The organism is Mesorhizobium sp. LMG 17147 (genome assembly GCF_024297145.1).
In the GTDB taxonomy this organism is placed as follows: Bacteria; Pseudomonadota; Alphaproteobacteria; order Rhizobiales; family Rhizobiaceae; genus Mesorhizobium.
Genome location: NZ_JANCTC010000005.1, coordinates 222,220 through 238,084, shown reverse-complemented (window position 1 = coordinate 238,084; position 15,865 = coordinate 222,220). Strand labels below are relative to the sequence as shown.

Below are 15,865 nucleotides of genomic sequence, written 5' to 3'. Positions count from 1 at the left end.
TGTGCAAATATCGTGGCCGGGCAACAGTGGAGGACCGAGATCATGGCCGATGCCGGAATGTTGCGCTTCCATGTTCCGGAACCGGAAGTGCGGCCGGGCGGGACGCCGGATTTCTCCAACGTGAGCATTCCAAAAGCTGGCTCGGTGCCGCGCCCGAAGATCGACGTCGACCCGCGCGACATCCGCGATCTGGCCTTCTCGATCATCCGCGTGCTCAACCGCGCTGGCGAGGCGGTCGGGCCGTGGGCAGGGCTGCTTTCGGACGACGAGTTGCTGGAGGGGCTGCGCCATATGATGACGCTGCGCAGCTTCGATGCGCGCATGCAGATGGCGCAGCGCCAGGGCAAGACCTCCTTCTACATGCAGCATCTCGGCGAAGAGGCAGTGAGCTGCGCCTTCCGCAAGGCGCTGTCGCGGGGCGACATGAATTTTCCGACCTATCGGCAGGCCGGCCTGCTCATCGCCGACGGCTACCCGATGGTCACGATGATGAACCAGATCTATTCGAACGAGGCCGATCCGCTGAAAGGGCGGCAATTGCCAATCATGTATTCGTCGAAGGAGCACGGTTTCTTCTCGATCTCCGGCAATCTGGCGACGCAGTACATCCAGGCAGTCGGCTGGGCGATGGCCTCGGCAATCAGCAACGATTCAAAGATCGCCGCCGCCTGGATCGGCGACGGCTCGACCGCCGAGTCCGACTTCCATTCGGCGCTGGTGTTCGCCTCGACCTACAAGGCCCCGGTCGTGCTTAACGTCGTCAACAACCAGTGGGCGATTTCGACCTTCCAGGGCATCGCCCGCGGCGGCTCCGGCACTTTTGCCGCCCGTGGCCTCGGCTTCGGCATCCCGTCACTGCGCGTCGACGGCAACGACTATCTCGCCGTCCATGCGGTGGCCAAATGGGCGGCGGAACGGGCGCGCAGCAATCTCGGGCCGACGCTGGTCGAATACGTCACCTACCGCGTCGGCGCGCATTCGAGCTCCGACGACCCGTCGGCCTACAGGCCGAAGGCCGAGTCCGACGCCTGGCCGCTCGGCGACCCGATCGTCAGGCTGAAGAACCATCTCATCCAGCGCGGCGTCTGGTCTGACGAACGCCACGCCCAGGCCGAGGCGGAAATCCTCGACACGGTGATTTCAGCGCAGCGGGAGGCCGAGCGCCACGGCACGCTGCATGCCGGCGGCAAGCCTTCGGCGCGCGATATGTTCGAGGGCGTCTATGCCGAGATGCCGCCGCATCTCAGGCGCCAGCGCCAACAGGCCGGGGTCTGACCATGCCCCGGCGGACCATGATTGAGGCGATCCGCGACGCCATGGACGTGTCGATGGCGCGCGACGAACGCGTCATCGTGTTCGGCGAGGATGTCGGCTTCTTCGGCGGCGTCTTCCGCTGCACACAAGGCCTGCAGGCGAAATACGGCAAGGGCCGCTGCTTCGATGCGCCGATCAGCGAATCCGGGATTGTCGGCGCGGCCATCGGCATGGCGGCCTATGGGCTGAAGCCTTGCGTCGAGGTGCAGTTTGCCGACTATGTTTATCCGGCCTATGACCAGATCGTCTCGGAAGCAGCGCGGCTGCGCTACCGGTCGAACGGCGATTTCACCTGCCCGATCGTCGTGAGAATGCCGACCGGCGGCGGCATCTTTGGAGGCCAGACCCACAGCCAGAGCCCGGAGGCGCTGTTCACCCATGTCTCCGGCCTGAAAGTCGTGGTTCCGTCCAATCCGCACGACGCCAAGGGCCTGCTGATCGCAGCGATCGAGGATCCCGACCCGGTGATCTTCCTAGAGCCGAAGCGGCTGTATAACGGCCCCTTCGACGGTCATCACGAGCGGCCGGTGACGCCATGGTCGAAACATCAGCTCGGCGAAGTCGCCGATGGCCACTACACGGTGCCGCTCGGCAAGGCGGTGATCCGGCGGCCTGGTGCGGCAGTTACCGTGCTTGCCTACGGCACGATGGTCTATGTCGCCCAAGCAGCAGCCGAGGAGACCGGCATCGATGCCGAGATCATCGATCTGAGGACGCTGCTGCCGCTGGATCTCGAGACGATCGTCGCCTCGGTCAACAAGACCGGGCGCTGCGTGGTCGTGCATGAGGCGACGCTGACATCCGGCTTCGGCGCCGAACTTTCGGCGCTGGTTCAGGAGAACTGCTTCTACCATCTGGAAGCGCCGGTGGCGCGGGTCACCGGCTGGGACACGCCCTATCCGCATGCGCAGGAGTGGGACTATTTTCCCGGTCCCGCCCGGCTAGGCCGCGCGCTCATCGAAACGATGGAAGCCTGAGGGGGAAGACGATGGGCGAATATGTCATCAAGCTGCCCGATGTCGGCGAAGGCGTCGCCGAGGCCGAGCTGGTCGAATGGCAGGTCAAGGTCGGCGATCTCGTGCGCGAGGACGCCGTGCTTGCCGCGGTCATGACCGACAAGGCGACGGTCGAAATTCCTTCGCCCGTCGATGGCGAGATCCTCTGGCTTGGCGCCGAGATCGGCGACACTGTGGCGATCGGCTCGCCGATTGTCAGGCTGAGGGTGGCGGGCGAGGGGAACGTCAGGGTTGGCGCGACGCTTGCAGACGTTACGGCGGAGGGTACCCCTGACGATGGGCGGGCTCGCCCGTCCTCGGGCTTGGGGCCGTCATTACCCAATTTGGCGCCGTCATCCTCGGGCTTGTCCCGAGGATCTGCCGTCCCACACGGATATGACGCGATCAGTTCCGAGAGGTCGGTAGATCCTCGGGACAAGCCCGAGGATGACGGCGCCAGGTCAAAGGTCAACAGCGCGCCGCGTCCCGAGGGAGAAAAGCCACTGGCCTCGCCGGCCGTCCGCCTCAGGGCGAAAGAGGCCGGCATCGACCTTCGGCAGGTCCCGGGAACCGGCCCGGCCGGTCGCATCCGGCATGAGGACATCGACGCGTTCCTGGCACGCGGACCACAGCTGGCGAAGGCCCCTGGTCTCGCCCGTAACGAGGCGGTCGAGGACATCAAGATAGTCGGGCTCAGGCGAAAGATCGCCGAGAAGATGACGCTGGCCAAGTCGCGCATCCCGCACATCACCTATGTCGAGGAGATCGACGTCACCGCGCTCGAGGATTTGCGCGCCGCGCTCAACAAGGAGAAGCGGCCGGGCGCGGACAGGCCGAAGCTGACGCTGCTGCCGTTCCTGATGCGGGCGATGGTCAAGGCCGTTGCCGACCAGCCGAACCTCAATGCGCTGTTCGACGACCAAGCCGGCATCGTCCACCAGCATGGCGGCGTCCATATCGGCATCGCGGCGCAGACGCCTGCGGGGCTGATGGTGCCGGTGGTCAAGCACGCCGAGGCGCGCGACATCTGGGACTGTGCAGCCGAGGTTGTCAGGCTGGCCGAGGCGGCAAAGTCCGGCACGGCGACGCGCGACGAGCTCTCGGGCTCGACCATCACCATCACGTCGCTCGGCGCCATGGGTGGCGTGGCGACGACGCCGGTGATCAATCACCCGGAAGTGGCGATCATCGGCGTCAACAAGATGATGGTGCGGCCGGTATGGGACGGCAGCCAGTTCATCCCGCGCAAGATGATGAACCTGTCCTCCAGCTTCGACCATCGCGTCGTCGACGGCTGGGACGCTGCGGTGTTCATCCAGCGCATCAAGACGCTGCTCGAGACGCCGGCGTTGATTTTTGTGGATTAGACCCGTGGGCGGAGGATTGCAGCGGCGCAGAATGAGTGGAGTGGCGATCCTTCTGTCCCTCCGGCCTCAAAGTCCTGTACCGTCGAGAGGAACTAGCGTGACATGATGAAGGAAATCTCCTGCAAGCTGCTGGTCATCGGCGCTGGTCCGGGTGGCTATGTCTGCGCTATCCGTGCCGGGCAGCTCGGCATCGATACGGTTATCGTCGAGTTCGGCAGACCGGGCGGCACCTGTCTCAATGTCGGCTGCATCCCGTCCAAGGCGCTGATTCATGCGGCCGAAGAGTTCCAGAAGCTCTCGCACATGGCCAGCGGCAAGAACCCGCTCGGCATTGCAATCGCCGCACCATCGCTTGATCTCGCCGGCACTATGGCCTGGAAAGATGGCATCGTTAGCCGGCTGAACAACGGTGTTGCCGGCCTGCTGAAGAAAGCTGGCGTGAAGACGGTGCATGGCTGGGCGACATTTCGCGACGGAAAGACCGTTGCCGTCGAGACCGAGATCGGCATGCAGGTGATCCGCGCCGAAACGGTGGTGATCGCGACCGGCTCGGCGCCGGTCGAACTGCCATCGTTGCCATTCGGCGGACCGGTCATTTCGTCGACCGAGGCGCTGGCGCTGAGCGAAGTTCCGGCGAGGCTGGCGGTGGTCGGCGGCGGCTATATCGGGCTGGAACTCGGCATCGCCTTTGCCAAGCTGGGCGCCAAGGTGACCGTGGTCGAGGCGTTGCCGCGCGTGCTGGCACAATACGATGCGGAACTGACCCGGCCGGTGGTTAAGCGGCTGGCCGAGTTGGGCATCGAGGTGCTCGTGAACGCCAAGGCCAAGGGGCTGTCCACCAAGCGCGACGCGCTGCTGGTCGAGACGAATGGCGGCAAGAACGGCAAGATCGCTGCCGACAAGGTCCTGGTCACGGTCGGTCGCAAGCCGGTGACCGAAGGCTGGGGGTTGGAGCAGATCGACCTCGACATGGCCGGCCCCTTCATCCGCATCGACGACCAGTGCCGCAGCTCGATGCGCGGTATCTTTGCCATTGGCGACGTCACCGGCGAGCCGATGCTGGCGCACCGGGCGATGGCGCAAGGCGAAATGGTCGCCGAGATCGTCGCCGGCCACAGGCGCAGCTGGGACAGACGAGCGATCCCGGCTGTCTGCTTCACCGATCCGGAGCTGGTCGCCGCAGGCCTGTCGCCGGAAGAGGCCAAGACGCGTGGCGAGATCAAGGTCGGACTGTTTCCCTTCACCGCCAATGGCCGGGCGATGACGAAGTTGGGCGAGGACGGGTTCGTCCGGGTCGTTGCCCGCGCCGACAACCATCTGGTGCTGGGCATCCAGGCCGTCGGCCAGGGCGTGTCGGAATTATCTACGGCCTTTGGCCTAGCGCTGGAGATGGGCGCGACGCTGGAGGATATCGCCGGGACGATCCATGCCCATCCGACACAGGGCGAGGGTTTTCAGGAAGCGGCGCTCAAGGCGCTGGGGCATGCGCTGCATGTTTGAGGGCTCGCGCTCTCCCCCCTTGAGGGGGAGATGGCCGGCAGGCCAGAGGGGGTCGGTTCGACTGGATGCGACCTCCCTTGCGACAGATGGAGGTTGGCGCTCTTCGCGAGGCGACCCCCTCTGTCGCCTTCGGCGACGTCTCCCCCTCGAGGGGGGAGATTACGCAGCTCACCCCGCAAGCCGGCTAACCATCTCGTGCTGCGCATAGGCGCGGCCGAATCGGTTGGCCAGAAAAGCGTCCAGCGCGATGTCCTCCTGCTTGATGAAACCTCTTGCCGGCAAGGTGCCGTCGGCGAGCATGTCGAGCACGGCGCAGATCGCCGATGCGGTGGTGATCTGGATGGCGCTGCGCACCTTTTCGCCGTCGCGCCTGGCGTAGATCTTGTTGGCATAGGTCTCCTGCAGCAGACGGCCGTTCTTGCGGCCGCTGACGGTGACGAAGACGATAACCACGTCCTGCAGCGTTGCCGGCAGGGCGCTTTCGAAAATGTCCTTCAGCACGTCGCGGCGGTGGCGCAGGCCGAGGTCGTTGAGCAGCGCCTTCATGATCGCGGCATGGCCGGGATAACGGATGGTGCGGTAATTCAGCGTGCGCACCCTGCCTTTCAGCGTTTCGGCCAGCGTGCCCAGCCCGCCCGAGGTGTTGAACGCCTCATAGGTGACGCCGTCGAGCGAGAACTCCTCGCGCTCCTCGAGTGGCGGCACCTCGATCAGCTCGCCTTCGACGATCGCCTCGCAAGGCTCGCAATATTCGTTGATGACGCCGTCGGTGCTCCAGGTCAGATTGTAGTTCAGCGCGTTCGACGGGTACTGCGGCAGCGCGCCAACCCGCATGCGCACGCTCTCCAGCGTGTCGAAGCGGCTGGCGAGGTCGTTGGCAACGATCGAGATGAAGCCCGGCGCCAGGCCGCATTGCGGAATGAAGGCGCTGCTGCCGGAGCGCGCCAGCTCCTTGACGCGCCTGGTGCTGACGACGTCCTCGGTCAGATCGAGATAGTGCACGCCGGCACTGGCCGCCGCCTCCGCGATGCGCGTGGTCAGATGGAAGGGCGCGGCGCTGAGCACCGCGAATTTGCCGGCCAAGGCCGCTTCGAGGGTGCCGGCGGCTTCGATGTCGAGTTCCAGCGTCTCGACCGTTTCAGGCAGTTCGGCCGCGCCGAGCTGCGCCGCCGAGCGGTCGACGAGCGTGACATGGTAGTTGCCCGTGGAAGCCAGCATCTCGGCAATGGTCGAGCCGATCTTGCCGGCGCCGACGACGATGATTTCCTTCATGACAGGTCCCTCGCACCAACATTGGATTGATGGCTAGAATCGCAGCTTGCCTGTCGAAAGGAAGCGTGAGACTGTACGAAACGCAGTCTCTCTTTGTGCAATGTGCCGGCAAGGTTCGTCGAAATGCTCAGCGATGCCGACCAGGCTCTACTTTCCCTGCTGCGCATCAATGCACGCGCCTCGACCGCCGAACTGGCGCGGCGGCTGGGCGTGTCGCGGACCACGGTGCAGAGCCGGATCGAGCGGCTGGAACAGCGCGGCATCATCACCGGCTACGGTGTCAGGCTTTCGCCCGACTACGAACAGGGGCTGGTCAGGGCGCATGTCCTGCTTACCGTCACCCCCAAGCTCGCCGACAAGGTGGTGCGCAGCCTGCAGGCGCTGGCACCGGTTCGAACCCTGCACTCGGTCAGCGGCAATTTCGACATGATCGTTGTCGTCGAAGCGCCGTCGATCAGGGATCTCGACACGCTCCTCGACCAGATCGGCGCCATGGACGGGGTCGAGCGGACGTCGTCGTCGATCATCCTGTCGACGCGGATCGACCGCTGAGCCGGCTGGTGTCGCGGGTCCAGACGCTGGCGCGAAGGATCAGCAAGGGCGGTGATCGTTCTGGCGTTACCGCAGCAAAGCGATATAGGCTTTCAAAATGTGGATCGATGGCGTGCAGCCGCCCCCAATCTCTCGCAGCATCGCGCGTTCACCCAAAGGACCTAGACAGGAGGCCCCCTTGCCCAAGCAGTGTTTCGGAAAATCCCATGTGCCGTTGTCGCCGGCGGTCAGGGCCGGCGATTTCGTCTATGTCTCAGGCCAGGTGCCGGTCGGCAGCGACGGGCTGGTGGTCAAGGGCGGCATCGCCGAGCAGACCGAACAGGTGCTGTCGAACGTCAAGGCGGCACTGGCGCTGGCCGGCTGCACGCTCGACGACGTGGTCAAGACGACGGTCTGGCTCGAGGACGCGCGCGATTTCGGCATCTTCAACACCGTCTACGCCCGGCATTTCCCGAAAGATCCGCCGGCACGCACGACGGTGGAGTCACGGCTTATGATCGACATCAAGATCGAGGTCGAAGCCGTCGCCTACAGGCCGGCGTGACGGAAAAGCGGAGACAGGCGCAATGCAATTCGATCTCCTGATAAAAGGCGGCCGCCTCATCGATCCGGCGTCGGGCCTCGACGCACAACGCGATCTGGCGATTGCCGACGGCCGTATCGCCGCCATCGACGCCGAAATCCCCTTCGAACGTGCAGCCCGCGTCATCGACGCCACGGGCTCGATCGTCGCGCCCGGCCTGATCGACCTGCACAGCCATGTCTATTGGGGCGGCACGTCGCTCGGCGTCGATGCCGACCGGCTCGCCGCAAAGAGCGGCACCACCACCTTCGTCGATGCCGGAAGCGCCGGCGCCGGCAATTTCCTCGGCTTTCGCCGCCACGTCATCGAGCGCTCGAAGGTCCGTATCCTGGCTTACGTCAACATCTCCTTTGCCGGCATTTTCGGCTTCTCGCAGACCGTCGCGGTCGGCGAATGCAGCGACCTCAGGCTCTGCGAACCGCGCGAAACGGTGGCGGCGGCGCGTGAGCACGCAGACGTGGTAGTCGGCGTCAAGGTCCGCTCCGGTCGCCATGCCGGCGGCAGCAGCGGCATCGCGCCGGTCGATCTCGGCCTGGAAGCCGCCGACAAGGCCGGCCTGCCGCTGATGGCGCATATAGACGAGCCGCCGCCGGGCCGCTCGGAAGTGCTGCCGCGGCTGCGCAAAGGCGATATCCTCACCCACTGCTTCCGGCCGTTTCCCAACGCGCCGGTCTTCGCTTCGGGCGCGGTGCGGCCGGACATGCGGCTGGCGCGCGAGCGCGGCGTCATCTTCGATATCGGCCACGGCATGGGCTCGTTCGATTTCGAGGTGGCCAAGGCGATGCTGAGCGAGGGGCTGGCGCCGGACGTGATCAGCAGCGACGTGCATCTCTATTGCGTCGACGGGCCGGCCTTCGACATTCTGGTGTGCATGTCGAAGCTGCTGGTCCTCGGCATGCCGCTGGTCGAGGTGCTGCGCGCCGCGACACAGCGGCCGGCCGAAGCGATCGCCAGGCCCGATTTGGGCAGGCTTGCGGTTGGTGCGGTCGGCGACATCGCGGTGCTGCGGCTGCGTCCGGGCCGCTTCACCTTTGTCGACTCGGTCGGCGCCTCGCTGGTCGCCGAGCAAAGGCTGGTCTCGGACGGCATCGTGGTGGGCGGCACGTGGTGGCCGAACGAGGCCCTGAACGATCTCGGCGAAACCGAGCGCTTCGAAGCGCATGCGCACGACACGCATGTCGAGGTTGCCGCCCGGCATTTCGGGCGTGGCTGATCTCCCGCTCAAGGGGGGAGATCACAGCTTCACCGCGGCGTCCCATAAACCGGCGTCGCAATGCCTTCCATCCTCGCCTTGATCTGCAGCGCCACGAACTTCGAATAGAAGCGCGACAGCGCCAGATTGCCGCCGTGGAACCACAGCGCTTCCTGCGCGGTCGGCTTCCACATGTTGCGCAATTCGCCTTGCCATGGACCCGGGTCGCCCTTCACGCCCGAGCCAATCCCCCAGCACGGCCCGACCTTGTCGGCGACTTCACGGGAGACGATCGCCGCCACCGTTTCGTTCATCGAGAGATAGCCGGTGCAGGCGATGATTGCGTCGGCCGCCAGTTCGGTGCCGTCGTCGAAGAGGATGCCTGTCGGCGTCAGCGACTTGATCCCGACGCCGCTGCGGATGCCGATCTCGCCGTCGATGATCAGATCGCAGGCGCCGACGTCGATGTAGAAGCCCGAGCCGGTGCGGTAGGCCTTCATCAAAAGCCCGGTCTCGTCGTCGCCGAAATCGATGGCGAAGCCGGCGCCGCGCAAGCGGTCGTAGAAGGCCGCGTCGCGCGCCTTGATGATGTCGTAGAGCGCGCGCTGGCCCTGTGGCAGCAGCGCGAACGGCGTCGAGGCGACGATCATGTCGGCCTTCTCAGTGGTGATGCCGCGGGCCAGCGCCTTTTCCGAAAAGATCTCGAAACCGATCTCCATCAGAGTGTCCGACTTGACCACCGTCGTCGGCGAGCGCTGGACCATCGTCACCTCGGCGCCGCTCTCCCACAGATCGACGCTGACGTCATGGCCGGAACTTGCGGCGCCGATGACGGCGACCTTTTTGCCGCGGAATTTCTCGCCGCTGAAATATTGGCTGGAGTGCAGGATCTCGCCCTGGAAGGCCTCGGCGCCTGGCAGGTCGATCTGCCTGGGCGGACCATAAGCACCGGTTGCAAAGACGATGTGCTTCGGCTTTAGCGTGATGCGCTGGCCGGCGCGGTCGACCTCGACCGTCCAGACCTTTTCGGTGTCGTCGTAGGACGCGCTGATGCATCTTGTGGAGGTCCAGTAGTTGAGCTCCATGACGCGCGTGTACATTTCCAGCCAGTCGCCCATCTTGTCCTTGGGCGTGAACACCGGCCAGTTCTCGGGAAACGGGATGTAGGGCAGATGGTCGTACCAGACCGGGTCGTGCAGCACGAGCGAGCGATAGCGATTGCGCCAGGAATCGCCGGCCTGCGCATTCTTCTCGATGATGATGGCCGGCACGCCGAGTTGCCGGAGCCGTGCGCCCAGCATGATGCCGCCCTGGCCGCCGCCGATGACCAGGCAATAAGGCTGCTGGCCGGCGCCGAGTTCACGCGTCTCGCGCGCCCTCGCCTCCAGCCAGGTCTCGCGCTCCGGATCGGCCCTGTGGCGGACGCCCAGAGGCCGCGCCGGGCCCTTGCGCTCCTCAAACCCCTTGAGATCGCTCATCGCCGTAAACAGTGTCCGGCATTTGCCGTCCCTGAGGCGCATGATGCCTTGGCCCCACGCTGATGACGTCTCGAAAGAAAACCAGGCTTCGATAATGCCTTCGTCCGAAGTCGCTTCGCTGCTGAGCTGCCACCGAGCAGGCCTTGTAATTGCCAGCGTGGCTTCCAGCATGTCGCGGATCGCCGCGCGGCCTTCCATGGTCTTGATGTTCCAGGTGAAGGTCAGCAGGTCGCGCCAGTAACAGTCCTCGACGAACAGGTTGATTGCGGCCGCGACGTCGCCCGCCTCGAGCGCTCGCGCAAAGGAACCGAGCCAGGTGGCCGCCTGTTTCGACGGTGATATGTCGAGCATCTGTCTTCCCTATCTCCTGCGACTTCGGCGCTGCCCTTTAACCTTATCCTCTCTCCCGAAGAGGAGGGAGAGGGTAGGTGAGGGGCGGCGCAAACAGTCCGGAAATTAAGGGCGCAGCGCAAGACCCCGCTATCAGGCGCGCGCGCGGGCCTGATCCGAACCGCTATCCAGCCATGCAAGATCGTCCGGCGAAAGTGAGATGTCGAGCGCCTGGAGGCTGTCTTCCAACTCGTCGAGCGTGCGCGGCCCGATCAGCGGGACGGACGGAAAGGGCTGCGCCAGGACATAGGCGAGCGCGACGTGGATCGGGCTTTTGCCTAGCCGTTTGGCGAGCTCGATGGCGCGGTCGCGGCGGCCGAAGTTCCTCTCCGAGTACCAGACCCGGACCAGTTCCTCATTGTCGCGCCGGTCGCGGCCGGCGCGGTCGGTGAAGAAGCCGCGGCCCTGGCTCGACCAGGCGAAGTTCGGCATTTGCCGGGCGGTAAGCCAGGCCTTCCACTCGTCGCTGGAGGACGTGACGCAGCCTGCCCAGATCGGCTCCAGCATCTCGGCCAGCGAGAAATTGTTGGAAAGCGCGCCGGGTTTCTGCTTGCCGGTGCGCTCGGCATAGGCAATCGCCTCGTCCATGCGTTCCATCGTCCAGTTCGAGCCACCGAACGGACCGCGAATGCGGCCGGCCTTGACCTCGCGATCCATCGCATCGACGAACTCGTCGACCGGCACGTCCGGGTTGTCGCGATGCATGAAATAGACGTCGATATGGTCGGTCTGCAGCCGCTCAAGCGACTGGGTGAGCTGCTTGCCGATGACGTCGGGATAGCAGAGCGGCGAGTGCGCACCCTTGCCGATGACCACCGATTGCTCGCGCACGCCGCGGTTCTTCAGCCACTGGCCGAGCAGCGTCTCGGTGTAGCCGGAACCGTAGACGAAGGCGGTGTCGAACAGATTGCCGCCCGCCTCAAAATAGGCGTCGAGCAGGATGGCGCCCGACGAAAAGGTGCGGAAATCCTCGAAGCCGAGTGCCAGGCACGAAGCCGGCCGCGGCAGGCCCGGAATGCCGCGCTTGGGGATGGCGGTCCCGCCGGAGCGCAGCTTCCGTCCGGAGATCGTGTGGACGCGCTTTGCCGGTTTCTCGATGTCGTATTCGAGCCCGATGGCGGCCCGCCATTTATCGAGCACGCGCAGATTGCCGAGACTGTCGGCCCAGCCCATGCCCGGCCAGGCGAACTCCTGCCTCCCGCCGAGAATGGCCTCGCCGGCGGCGTCCACCTCGAATGCGTAAAGCCAGCCGTCCTCCTTGACCTCGACCACCTCGGTGACACCCGGACGGATGATGCGGATTTCGCCGGTGCCGCCTTGCTGGCCGCCGGCATACCAGAAATCCGCCACCTCGATACGGCCCTTGCTGCCGAGAATACGCAATACGTTGTCCTGCGCGAGCGAAATGCTGCAGGAGACTTCCGCAACGATGCCGCCCGGAAAATGCAACAGCGCCGACGCCCATTCGTCGACGCCGGATTGGCCGAGATGCGCAGCGCCGACCACTTTGTCCGGCTCGGCGAAGGGCTTTCCCGCCGCGGCGCCGGCAATCAGCCGCGCCATCGAGACGGGATAGCCGCCGATATCGAGAATGCCGCCGCCGGCGAGATCCTTGGCGTAAAGCCGGTGCTCCGGCATGAAGCCCGGCATGGCGAAGCCGAAACTGGATTTGATCATCTTGATGTCGCCGATCGCGCCGGCCCTGACCAGCTCGACCAGCCTGGCCGTCTGCGGATGCAGCCGGTACATGAAGGCTTCGCCGAGAAAGGTGCCGGCCTTGCGCGCGGCATGGATCATGGCGTCGGCCTCGAAGGCGGTCAGGCCAAGCGGCTTTTCGCAAAGCACATGCTTTCCGGCCTCGGCTGCCTTGATCGCCCATTCGGCATGGCTTGGATGCGGCGTTGAAATATAGATCGCGTCGACATCCGGAGCGCCAAGCAAAGCCTCGTAGCCATCGAGGATGCGGGCGCCGGGGAAGGCCTCAGTGAGTCCGGCCTTGCCGGGATTGCGCGCCCCTAAGGCGACCAATGTGCCGGTGCGCGAATGGGCGACGCCGCCGGCAAACGCCTTGGCGATGTTGCCGGGCCCGAGAATGCCCCAGCGAATTTGTTCTGGTTTGGACGTCATGTCAAATCTCCGTGGGGTGGGCCGCGACCAGTCGCGATCGGACAAAAAAAGATGGGTTAGCGAATGCGTGCGCCGGTGGCGTCGAAGAGAAGCGAGCGGTCGGCCTTGATCGACACCACCAGGTCGTCGCCGTTCGCGCGATGCCGCGAGGCCTCGCGCTCGATGATCAGTTCCTCGCCCCCGCCCCCGGTCCCGGAATTGGCATAGACATAGCTCACCGATCCCAAGTGCTCGGCGACGTCGGCCTTGAGGGTAAGGTCGCAATCGCCCTGGCCGGCGTCGAAGAAATGCTCCGGCCGCACGCCAAGCACGACATCGCCGCCTATCGCAGGCAGAGCATCCGAAAGCGGCTTGCGCAGTCGCGCGCCGCGATGATTGACCAGTTCGACGACCGCAGCACCGTTGTCGGCCCCGACCATTTTCGCCGCCAGAAAGTTCATTTTCGGGGAGCCGACGAAGCCGGCAACGAAGCGGTTGGCGGGGTCGTCGTAGAGATCGAGCGGCGCGCCGATCTGCTCGATATTGCCGGCGTTGAGCACGACGATCCTGTCGGCCAGCGTCATCGCCTCGGTCTGGTCGTGCGTCACATAGACCATGGTAACGCCAAGCTCCTTGTGAAGGCGCGATATCTCGACGCGCATCTGCACCCGGAGCTCGGCGTCGAGATTGCTGAGCGGTTCGTCGAACAGGAACACTTGCGGCTCGCGCACGATGGCGCGGCCGATGGCGACGCGCTGGCGCTGGCCGCCCGACAATTGCCGCGGCCGCCGCTTCATCAGCTCGGCGATGCGCAGGATTTCGGAAGCCCGCTTCACCCGCCGCTCGGTATCTGCCTTGGGGTTGCCGGTCATTCTCAGGCCGAAGCTCAGATTCTGCTCGACCGTCATGTGCGGATAGAGCGCGTAGGACTGGAACACCATGGCGATGCCGCGATCGGCCGCCTCGACGTCGTTCACCACCTTGCCGCCAATGGCGATCTCGCCGTCGCTGATGTCCTCGAGCCCGGCGATCATCCGGAGCAGCGTGGACTTGCCGCAGCCGGAAGGGCCGACGAAGACGACGAATTCGCCGTCATCGATATCGATATTGGCACCGTGGACGATCTCGAAGACGCCGAAGCGCTTGATGACGTTTTTGAGTGTGACTGCCGCCATGCTGATCCTTACTTGATGGCGCCGGCGGCGATGCCGGCGACGAAATGGCGCTGCAGAAGCACGAACACGACGAGCATTGGCGCCGTCAGCATCACCGCGCCCGCCATGATGCCGCCCCAGGACACCTTGGTGAGACCGATCAGCGTGCCGAGCGCCACCGGCGCGGTCATTGCGCCCGGCTTGGAATTGATCAGCAGCGGCCACAGATAATTGTTCCAGGAGGCAAGAAAGAGGATGATGGCGAGTGCCGCCAGCATCGGCCGCGCCAGAGGCAATGCGACGAACAGGAATATCCGCCATTCCTTGACGCCCTCGACCTTGGCGGCGTCGAACAGCTCGTGCGGCATCATCGAAAAACTCTGCCGCATGAACAGCACGCCCAGCGAGTTGAACAGCGGCGGCACGATCAGCGCCACCCAGGTGTTGGCGAGCTTGAAGTCGCGCGCCACCATGATGAATTGCGGGATCAGCACGACCGCATAGGGCAGCGTGATGGTGCCGAAGATGATGGCGACGACCATGCCCTTGCCGAAGAAGTTGTAACGCGCCAGCGCCCAGCCGGCCATCGAGGTGAGCATCACCGACAGGAAGGTATAGGTGACCGCCACTGAGACGGAGATGCCGATGGCGCCGATGAAATTGGTGCCGCGCTGCAGATTGCTGACATTGTCGAGAAAATTGCCGTGCGGCAAAAGCTCGATGTCGGGGCTGAAGATGCCATTGTCGGGCATCGTGGAAAAGACCACCATCATCCACAGCGGAAACAGCCAGACCAGCGCCAGCGGCGTCAGGAACAGATGCAGCGCGATGCTGCGGCCCAATCTGGCCTGGGAACGGCTGACCCGGGAATGGCTGATTGGGGAGCGCGAGGTCATTTCGGTTCCCTCGTCAGCCATATCTGCACCAGCGAAATGGCAATCGCCAGCCCGGCCATGGTGTAGGCGACGGCCGAGGCGTAGCCGAAATTGAGCGACCGGAAGCCCTGGCGGTAAAGCAGCAGCCCGAGCGTTTCGGTGCCGCCGCCCGGCCCGCCGCGCTCGGTGATCAGGAAGGGCTCGGTGAACAGCTGCATGGTCCCGATGATCGACAGCACGGCGCAGAACACGATGATCGGCTTGAGCAGCGGCAGCGTGATGTAAAAGAACTGTTTGACCTTGCTGACCCGGTCCAAGGTTGCCGCCTCGTAGACATCCTCGGGGATGGACTGCAGGCCGGCGAGCAGGATGATGGCGTTGTAGCCGGCCCAGCGCCAGGTCACCGCCATCATGATCACCGCCATCGCCGGGGTGACGTTGGTAAACCAGTCGACACTGGGCAGGCCGATGCTGTTCAGCAATTTGTTGATGATGCCGTAGTCGAGATTGAACATCAGCCGGAAAACCGCCGAATAGGCGACTTCGCCGACCACGACCGGCGCGAAGAAGGCAAAGCGGAACAGGCCACGCGCCTTGAGCAGCGGCGAATTCAAAAGCACCGCCATCACTATCGCCAGGGAAATCATCACCGGCACCTGGATGACGAGGATCAGCAATGTGTTCTTCAACGCATTGAAGAAGGCGGGGTCGCCGATCAGCCGGCCCCAGTTGAAGGTCGGCGCGAACCGCCACGGCACGGTGCGCGTCGCCTGGAACGAGATCAGGAAGGAATCGATGATCGGCCACAGCCAGAAGATCGAGAAGATCAGCAGATAGGGCGCGAGAAAGCGATACGCCGTGGCGTTCTGGTAGCGCATCGTTTTCCTCCTTTCTGCTTTCGCCTGCTGGGGCGCGCGGTGTTGATGTTCAGGTGATGCGCCGCCGCAAACGGCGGCTTGTTCGAAGGCCGGCGCCGCCCCTCATCCGCCTGCTTGGCCGCAATGCTGGGGGATTCCCCTCTCCCCGTCCTTCACGGGGAGAGGGTAAGGGTGAGGGGCAGCGCCAGCGTTCGAAATAGATCACGAAG

General features: G+C 64.7%; 13 protein-coding genes. 7 read left to right on the top strand and 6 right to left on the bottom strand.

Annotation, left to right across the window (positions count from 1 at the left end):
- Positions 1-42: 42 nt before the first annotated feature.
- The 4 genes from NMG46_RS12520 (at position 43) to lpdA (ending at position 5,176) form a co-directional block, all read left to right on the top strand.
- Positions 43-1,275 (top strand): 3-methyl-2-oxobutanoate dehydrogenase (2-methylpropanoyl-transferring) subunit alpha, encoded by a 1,233-nt coding sequence (locus NMG46_RS12520; protein WP_254817940.1) that lies wholly within the window; start codon positions 43-45, stop codon positions 1,273-1,275.
- Positions 1,276-1,277: 2 nt separating this feature from the next.
- Entirely contained in the window at positions 1,278-2,291 is a 1,014-nt protein-coding gene (locus tag NMG46_RS12515; RefSeq protein WP_254817939.1) for an alpha-ketoacid dehydrogenase subunit beta, read from the top strand.
- Between the two features lie 11 nt (positions 2,292-2,302).
- Positions 2,303-3,676, top strand: coding sequence for a dihydrolipoamide acetyltransferase family protein (locus NMG46_RS12510; RefSeq protein WP_254817938.1), 1,374 nt, complete (start codon positions 2,303-2,305; stop codon positions 3,674-3,676).
- Positions 3,677-3,781: 105 nt separating this feature from the next.
- Positions 3,782-5,176, top strand: a complete 1,395-nt coding sequence (gene lpdA / locus NMG46_RS12505; protein WP_254818075.1) for a dihydrolipoyl dehydrogenase — start codon at positions 3,782-3,784, stop codon at positions 5,174-5,176.
- A 168-nt stretch (positions 5,177-5,344) separates the two neighbouring features.
- Here lpdA and NMG46_RS12500 read toward each other — a convergent pair whose 3' ends face one another.
- A complete protein-coding gene (locus NMG46_RS12500; protein ID WP_254817937.1) occupies positions 5,345-6,448 on the bottom strand; it encodes a saccharopine dehydrogenase family protein in 1,104 nt (367 codons plus the stop codon).
- 123 nt (positions 6,449-6,571) lie between these two features.
- On the opposite strand from NMG46_RS12500, the gene NMG46_RS12495 reads away from it, so the two are divergent.
- The 3 genes from NMG46_RS12495 (at position 6,572) to NMG46_RS12485 (ending at position 8,796) form a co-directional block, all read left to right on the top strand.
- Positions 6,572-7,000: an Lrp/AsnC family transcriptional regulator gene (locus NMG46_RS12495; RefSeq protein ID WP_254817936.1), complete on the top strand. Its 429-nt coding sequence runs from the start codon at positions 6,572-6,574 to the stop codon at positions 6,998-7,000.
- A gap of 178 nt (positions 7,001-7,178) precedes the next feature.
- Complete coding sequence (locus tag NMG46_RS12490) at positions 7,179-7,544, top strand: RidA family protein (protein ID WP_254817935.1); 366 nt, start codon at positions 7,179-7,181, stop codon at positions 7,542-7,544.
- Positions 7,545-7,566: 22 nt separating this feature from the next.
- Positions 7,567-8,796 carry an amidohydrolase/deacetylase family metallohydrolase gene (locus tag NMG46_RS12485; RefSeq protein WP_254817934.1) on the top strand — a complete coding sequence of 410 codons (1,230 nt, stop codon included), beginning with the start codon at positions 7,567-7,569 and terminating at the stop codon, positions 8,794-8,796.
- Between the two features lie 29 nt (positions 8,797-8,825).
- Here NMG46_RS12485 and NMG46_RS12480 read toward each other — a convergent pair whose 3' ends face one another.
- The 5 genes from NMG46_RS12480 to NMG46_RS12460 form a co-directional block, all read right to left on the bottom strand.
- Positions 8,826-10,604, bottom strand: a complete 1,779-nt coding sequence (locus NMG46_RS12480) for an NAD(P)/FAD-dependent oxidoreductase (protein WP_254817933.1) — start codon at positions 10,602-10,604, stop codon at positions 8,826-8,828.
- 132 nt (positions 10,605-10,736) lie between these two features.
- Positions 10,737-12,770, bottom strand: a complete 2,034-nt coding sequence (locus tag NMG46_RS12475; RefSeq protein WP_254817932.1) for an aldo/keto reductase — start codon at positions 12,768-12,770, stop codon at positions 10,737-10,739.
- A 56-nt stretch (positions 12,771-12,826) separates the two neighbouring features.
- A complete protein-coding gene (locus NMG46_RS12470) occupies positions 12,827-13,924 on the bottom strand; it encodes an ABC transporter ATP-binding protein (protein ID WP_254817931.1) in 1,098 nt (365 codons plus the stop codon).
- A gap of 8 nt (positions 13,925-13,932) precedes the next feature.
- Entirely contained in the window at positions 13,933-14,799 is an 867-nt protein-coding gene (locus NMG46_RS12465) for a carbohydrate ABC transporter permease (RefSeq protein WP_023720571.1), read from the bottom strand.
- The gene (locus tag NMG46_RS12460; protein ID WP_254817930.1) at positions 14,796-15,656 is read right to left on the bottom strand and encodes a carbohydrate ABC transporter permease; all 861 of its coding nucleotides are present in this window, start codon (positions 15,654-15,656) and stop codon (positions 14,796-14,798) included. The genes NMG46_RS12465 and NMG46_RS12460 overlap by 4 nt, the downstream gene beginning before the upstream one ends.
- Positions 15,657-15,865: the final 209 nt, after the last annotated feature.

Excerpts from the sequence above, each read along its gene's own strand:
- NMG46_RS12520 (WP_254817940.1), top strand. The coding sequence starts at position 43 with ATGGCCGATGCCGGAATGTTGCGCTTCCATGTTCCGGAACCGGAAGTG.
- NMG46_RS12515 (WP_254817939.1), top strand. The coding sequence starts at position 1,278 with ATGCCCCGGCGGACCATGATTGAGGCGATCCGCGACGCCATGGACGTG.
- NMG46_RS12510 (WP_254817938.1), top strand. The coding sequence starts at position 2,303 with ATGGGCGAATATGTCATCAAGCTGCCCGATGTCGGCGAAGGCGTCGCC.
- lpdA (WP_254818075.1), top strand. The coding sequence starts at position 3,782 with ATGAAGGAAATCTCCTGCAAGCTGCTGGTCATCGGCGCTGGTCCGGGT.
- NMG46_RS12500 (WP_254817937.1), bottom strand. The coding sequence starts at position 6,448 with ATGAAGGAAATCATCGTCGTCGGCGCCGGCAAGATCGGCTCGACCATT.
- NMG46_RS12495 (WP_254817936.1), top strand. The coding sequence starts at position 6,572 with ATGCTCAGCGATGCCGACCAGGCTCTACTTTCCCTGCTGCGCATCAAT.
- NMG46_RS12485 (WP_254817934.1), top strand. The coding sequence starts at position 7,567 with ATGCAATTCGATCTCCTGATAAAAGGCGGCCGCCTCATCGATCCGGCG.
- NMG46_RS12480 (WP_254817933.1), bottom strand. The coding sequence starts at position 10,604 with ATGCTCGACATATCACCGTCGAAACAGGCGGCCACCTGGCTCGGTTCC.
- NMG46_RS12475 (WP_254817932.1), bottom strand. The coding sequence starts at position 12,770 with ATGACGTCCAAACCAGAACAAATTCGCTGGGGCATTCTCGGGCCCGGC.
- NMG46_RS12470 (WP_254817931.1), bottom strand. The coding sequence starts at position 13,924 with ATGGCGGCAGTCACACTCAAAAACGTCATCAAGCGCTTCGGCGTCTTC.
- NMG46_RS12465 (WP_023720571.1), bottom strand. The coding sequence starts at position 14,799 with ATGACCTCGCGCTCCCCAATCAGCCATTCCCGGGTCAGCCGTTCCCAG.
- NMG46_RS12460 (WP_254817930.1), bottom strand. The coding sequence starts at position 15,656 with ATGCGCTACCAGAACGCCACGGCGTATCGCTTTCTCGCGCCCTATCTG.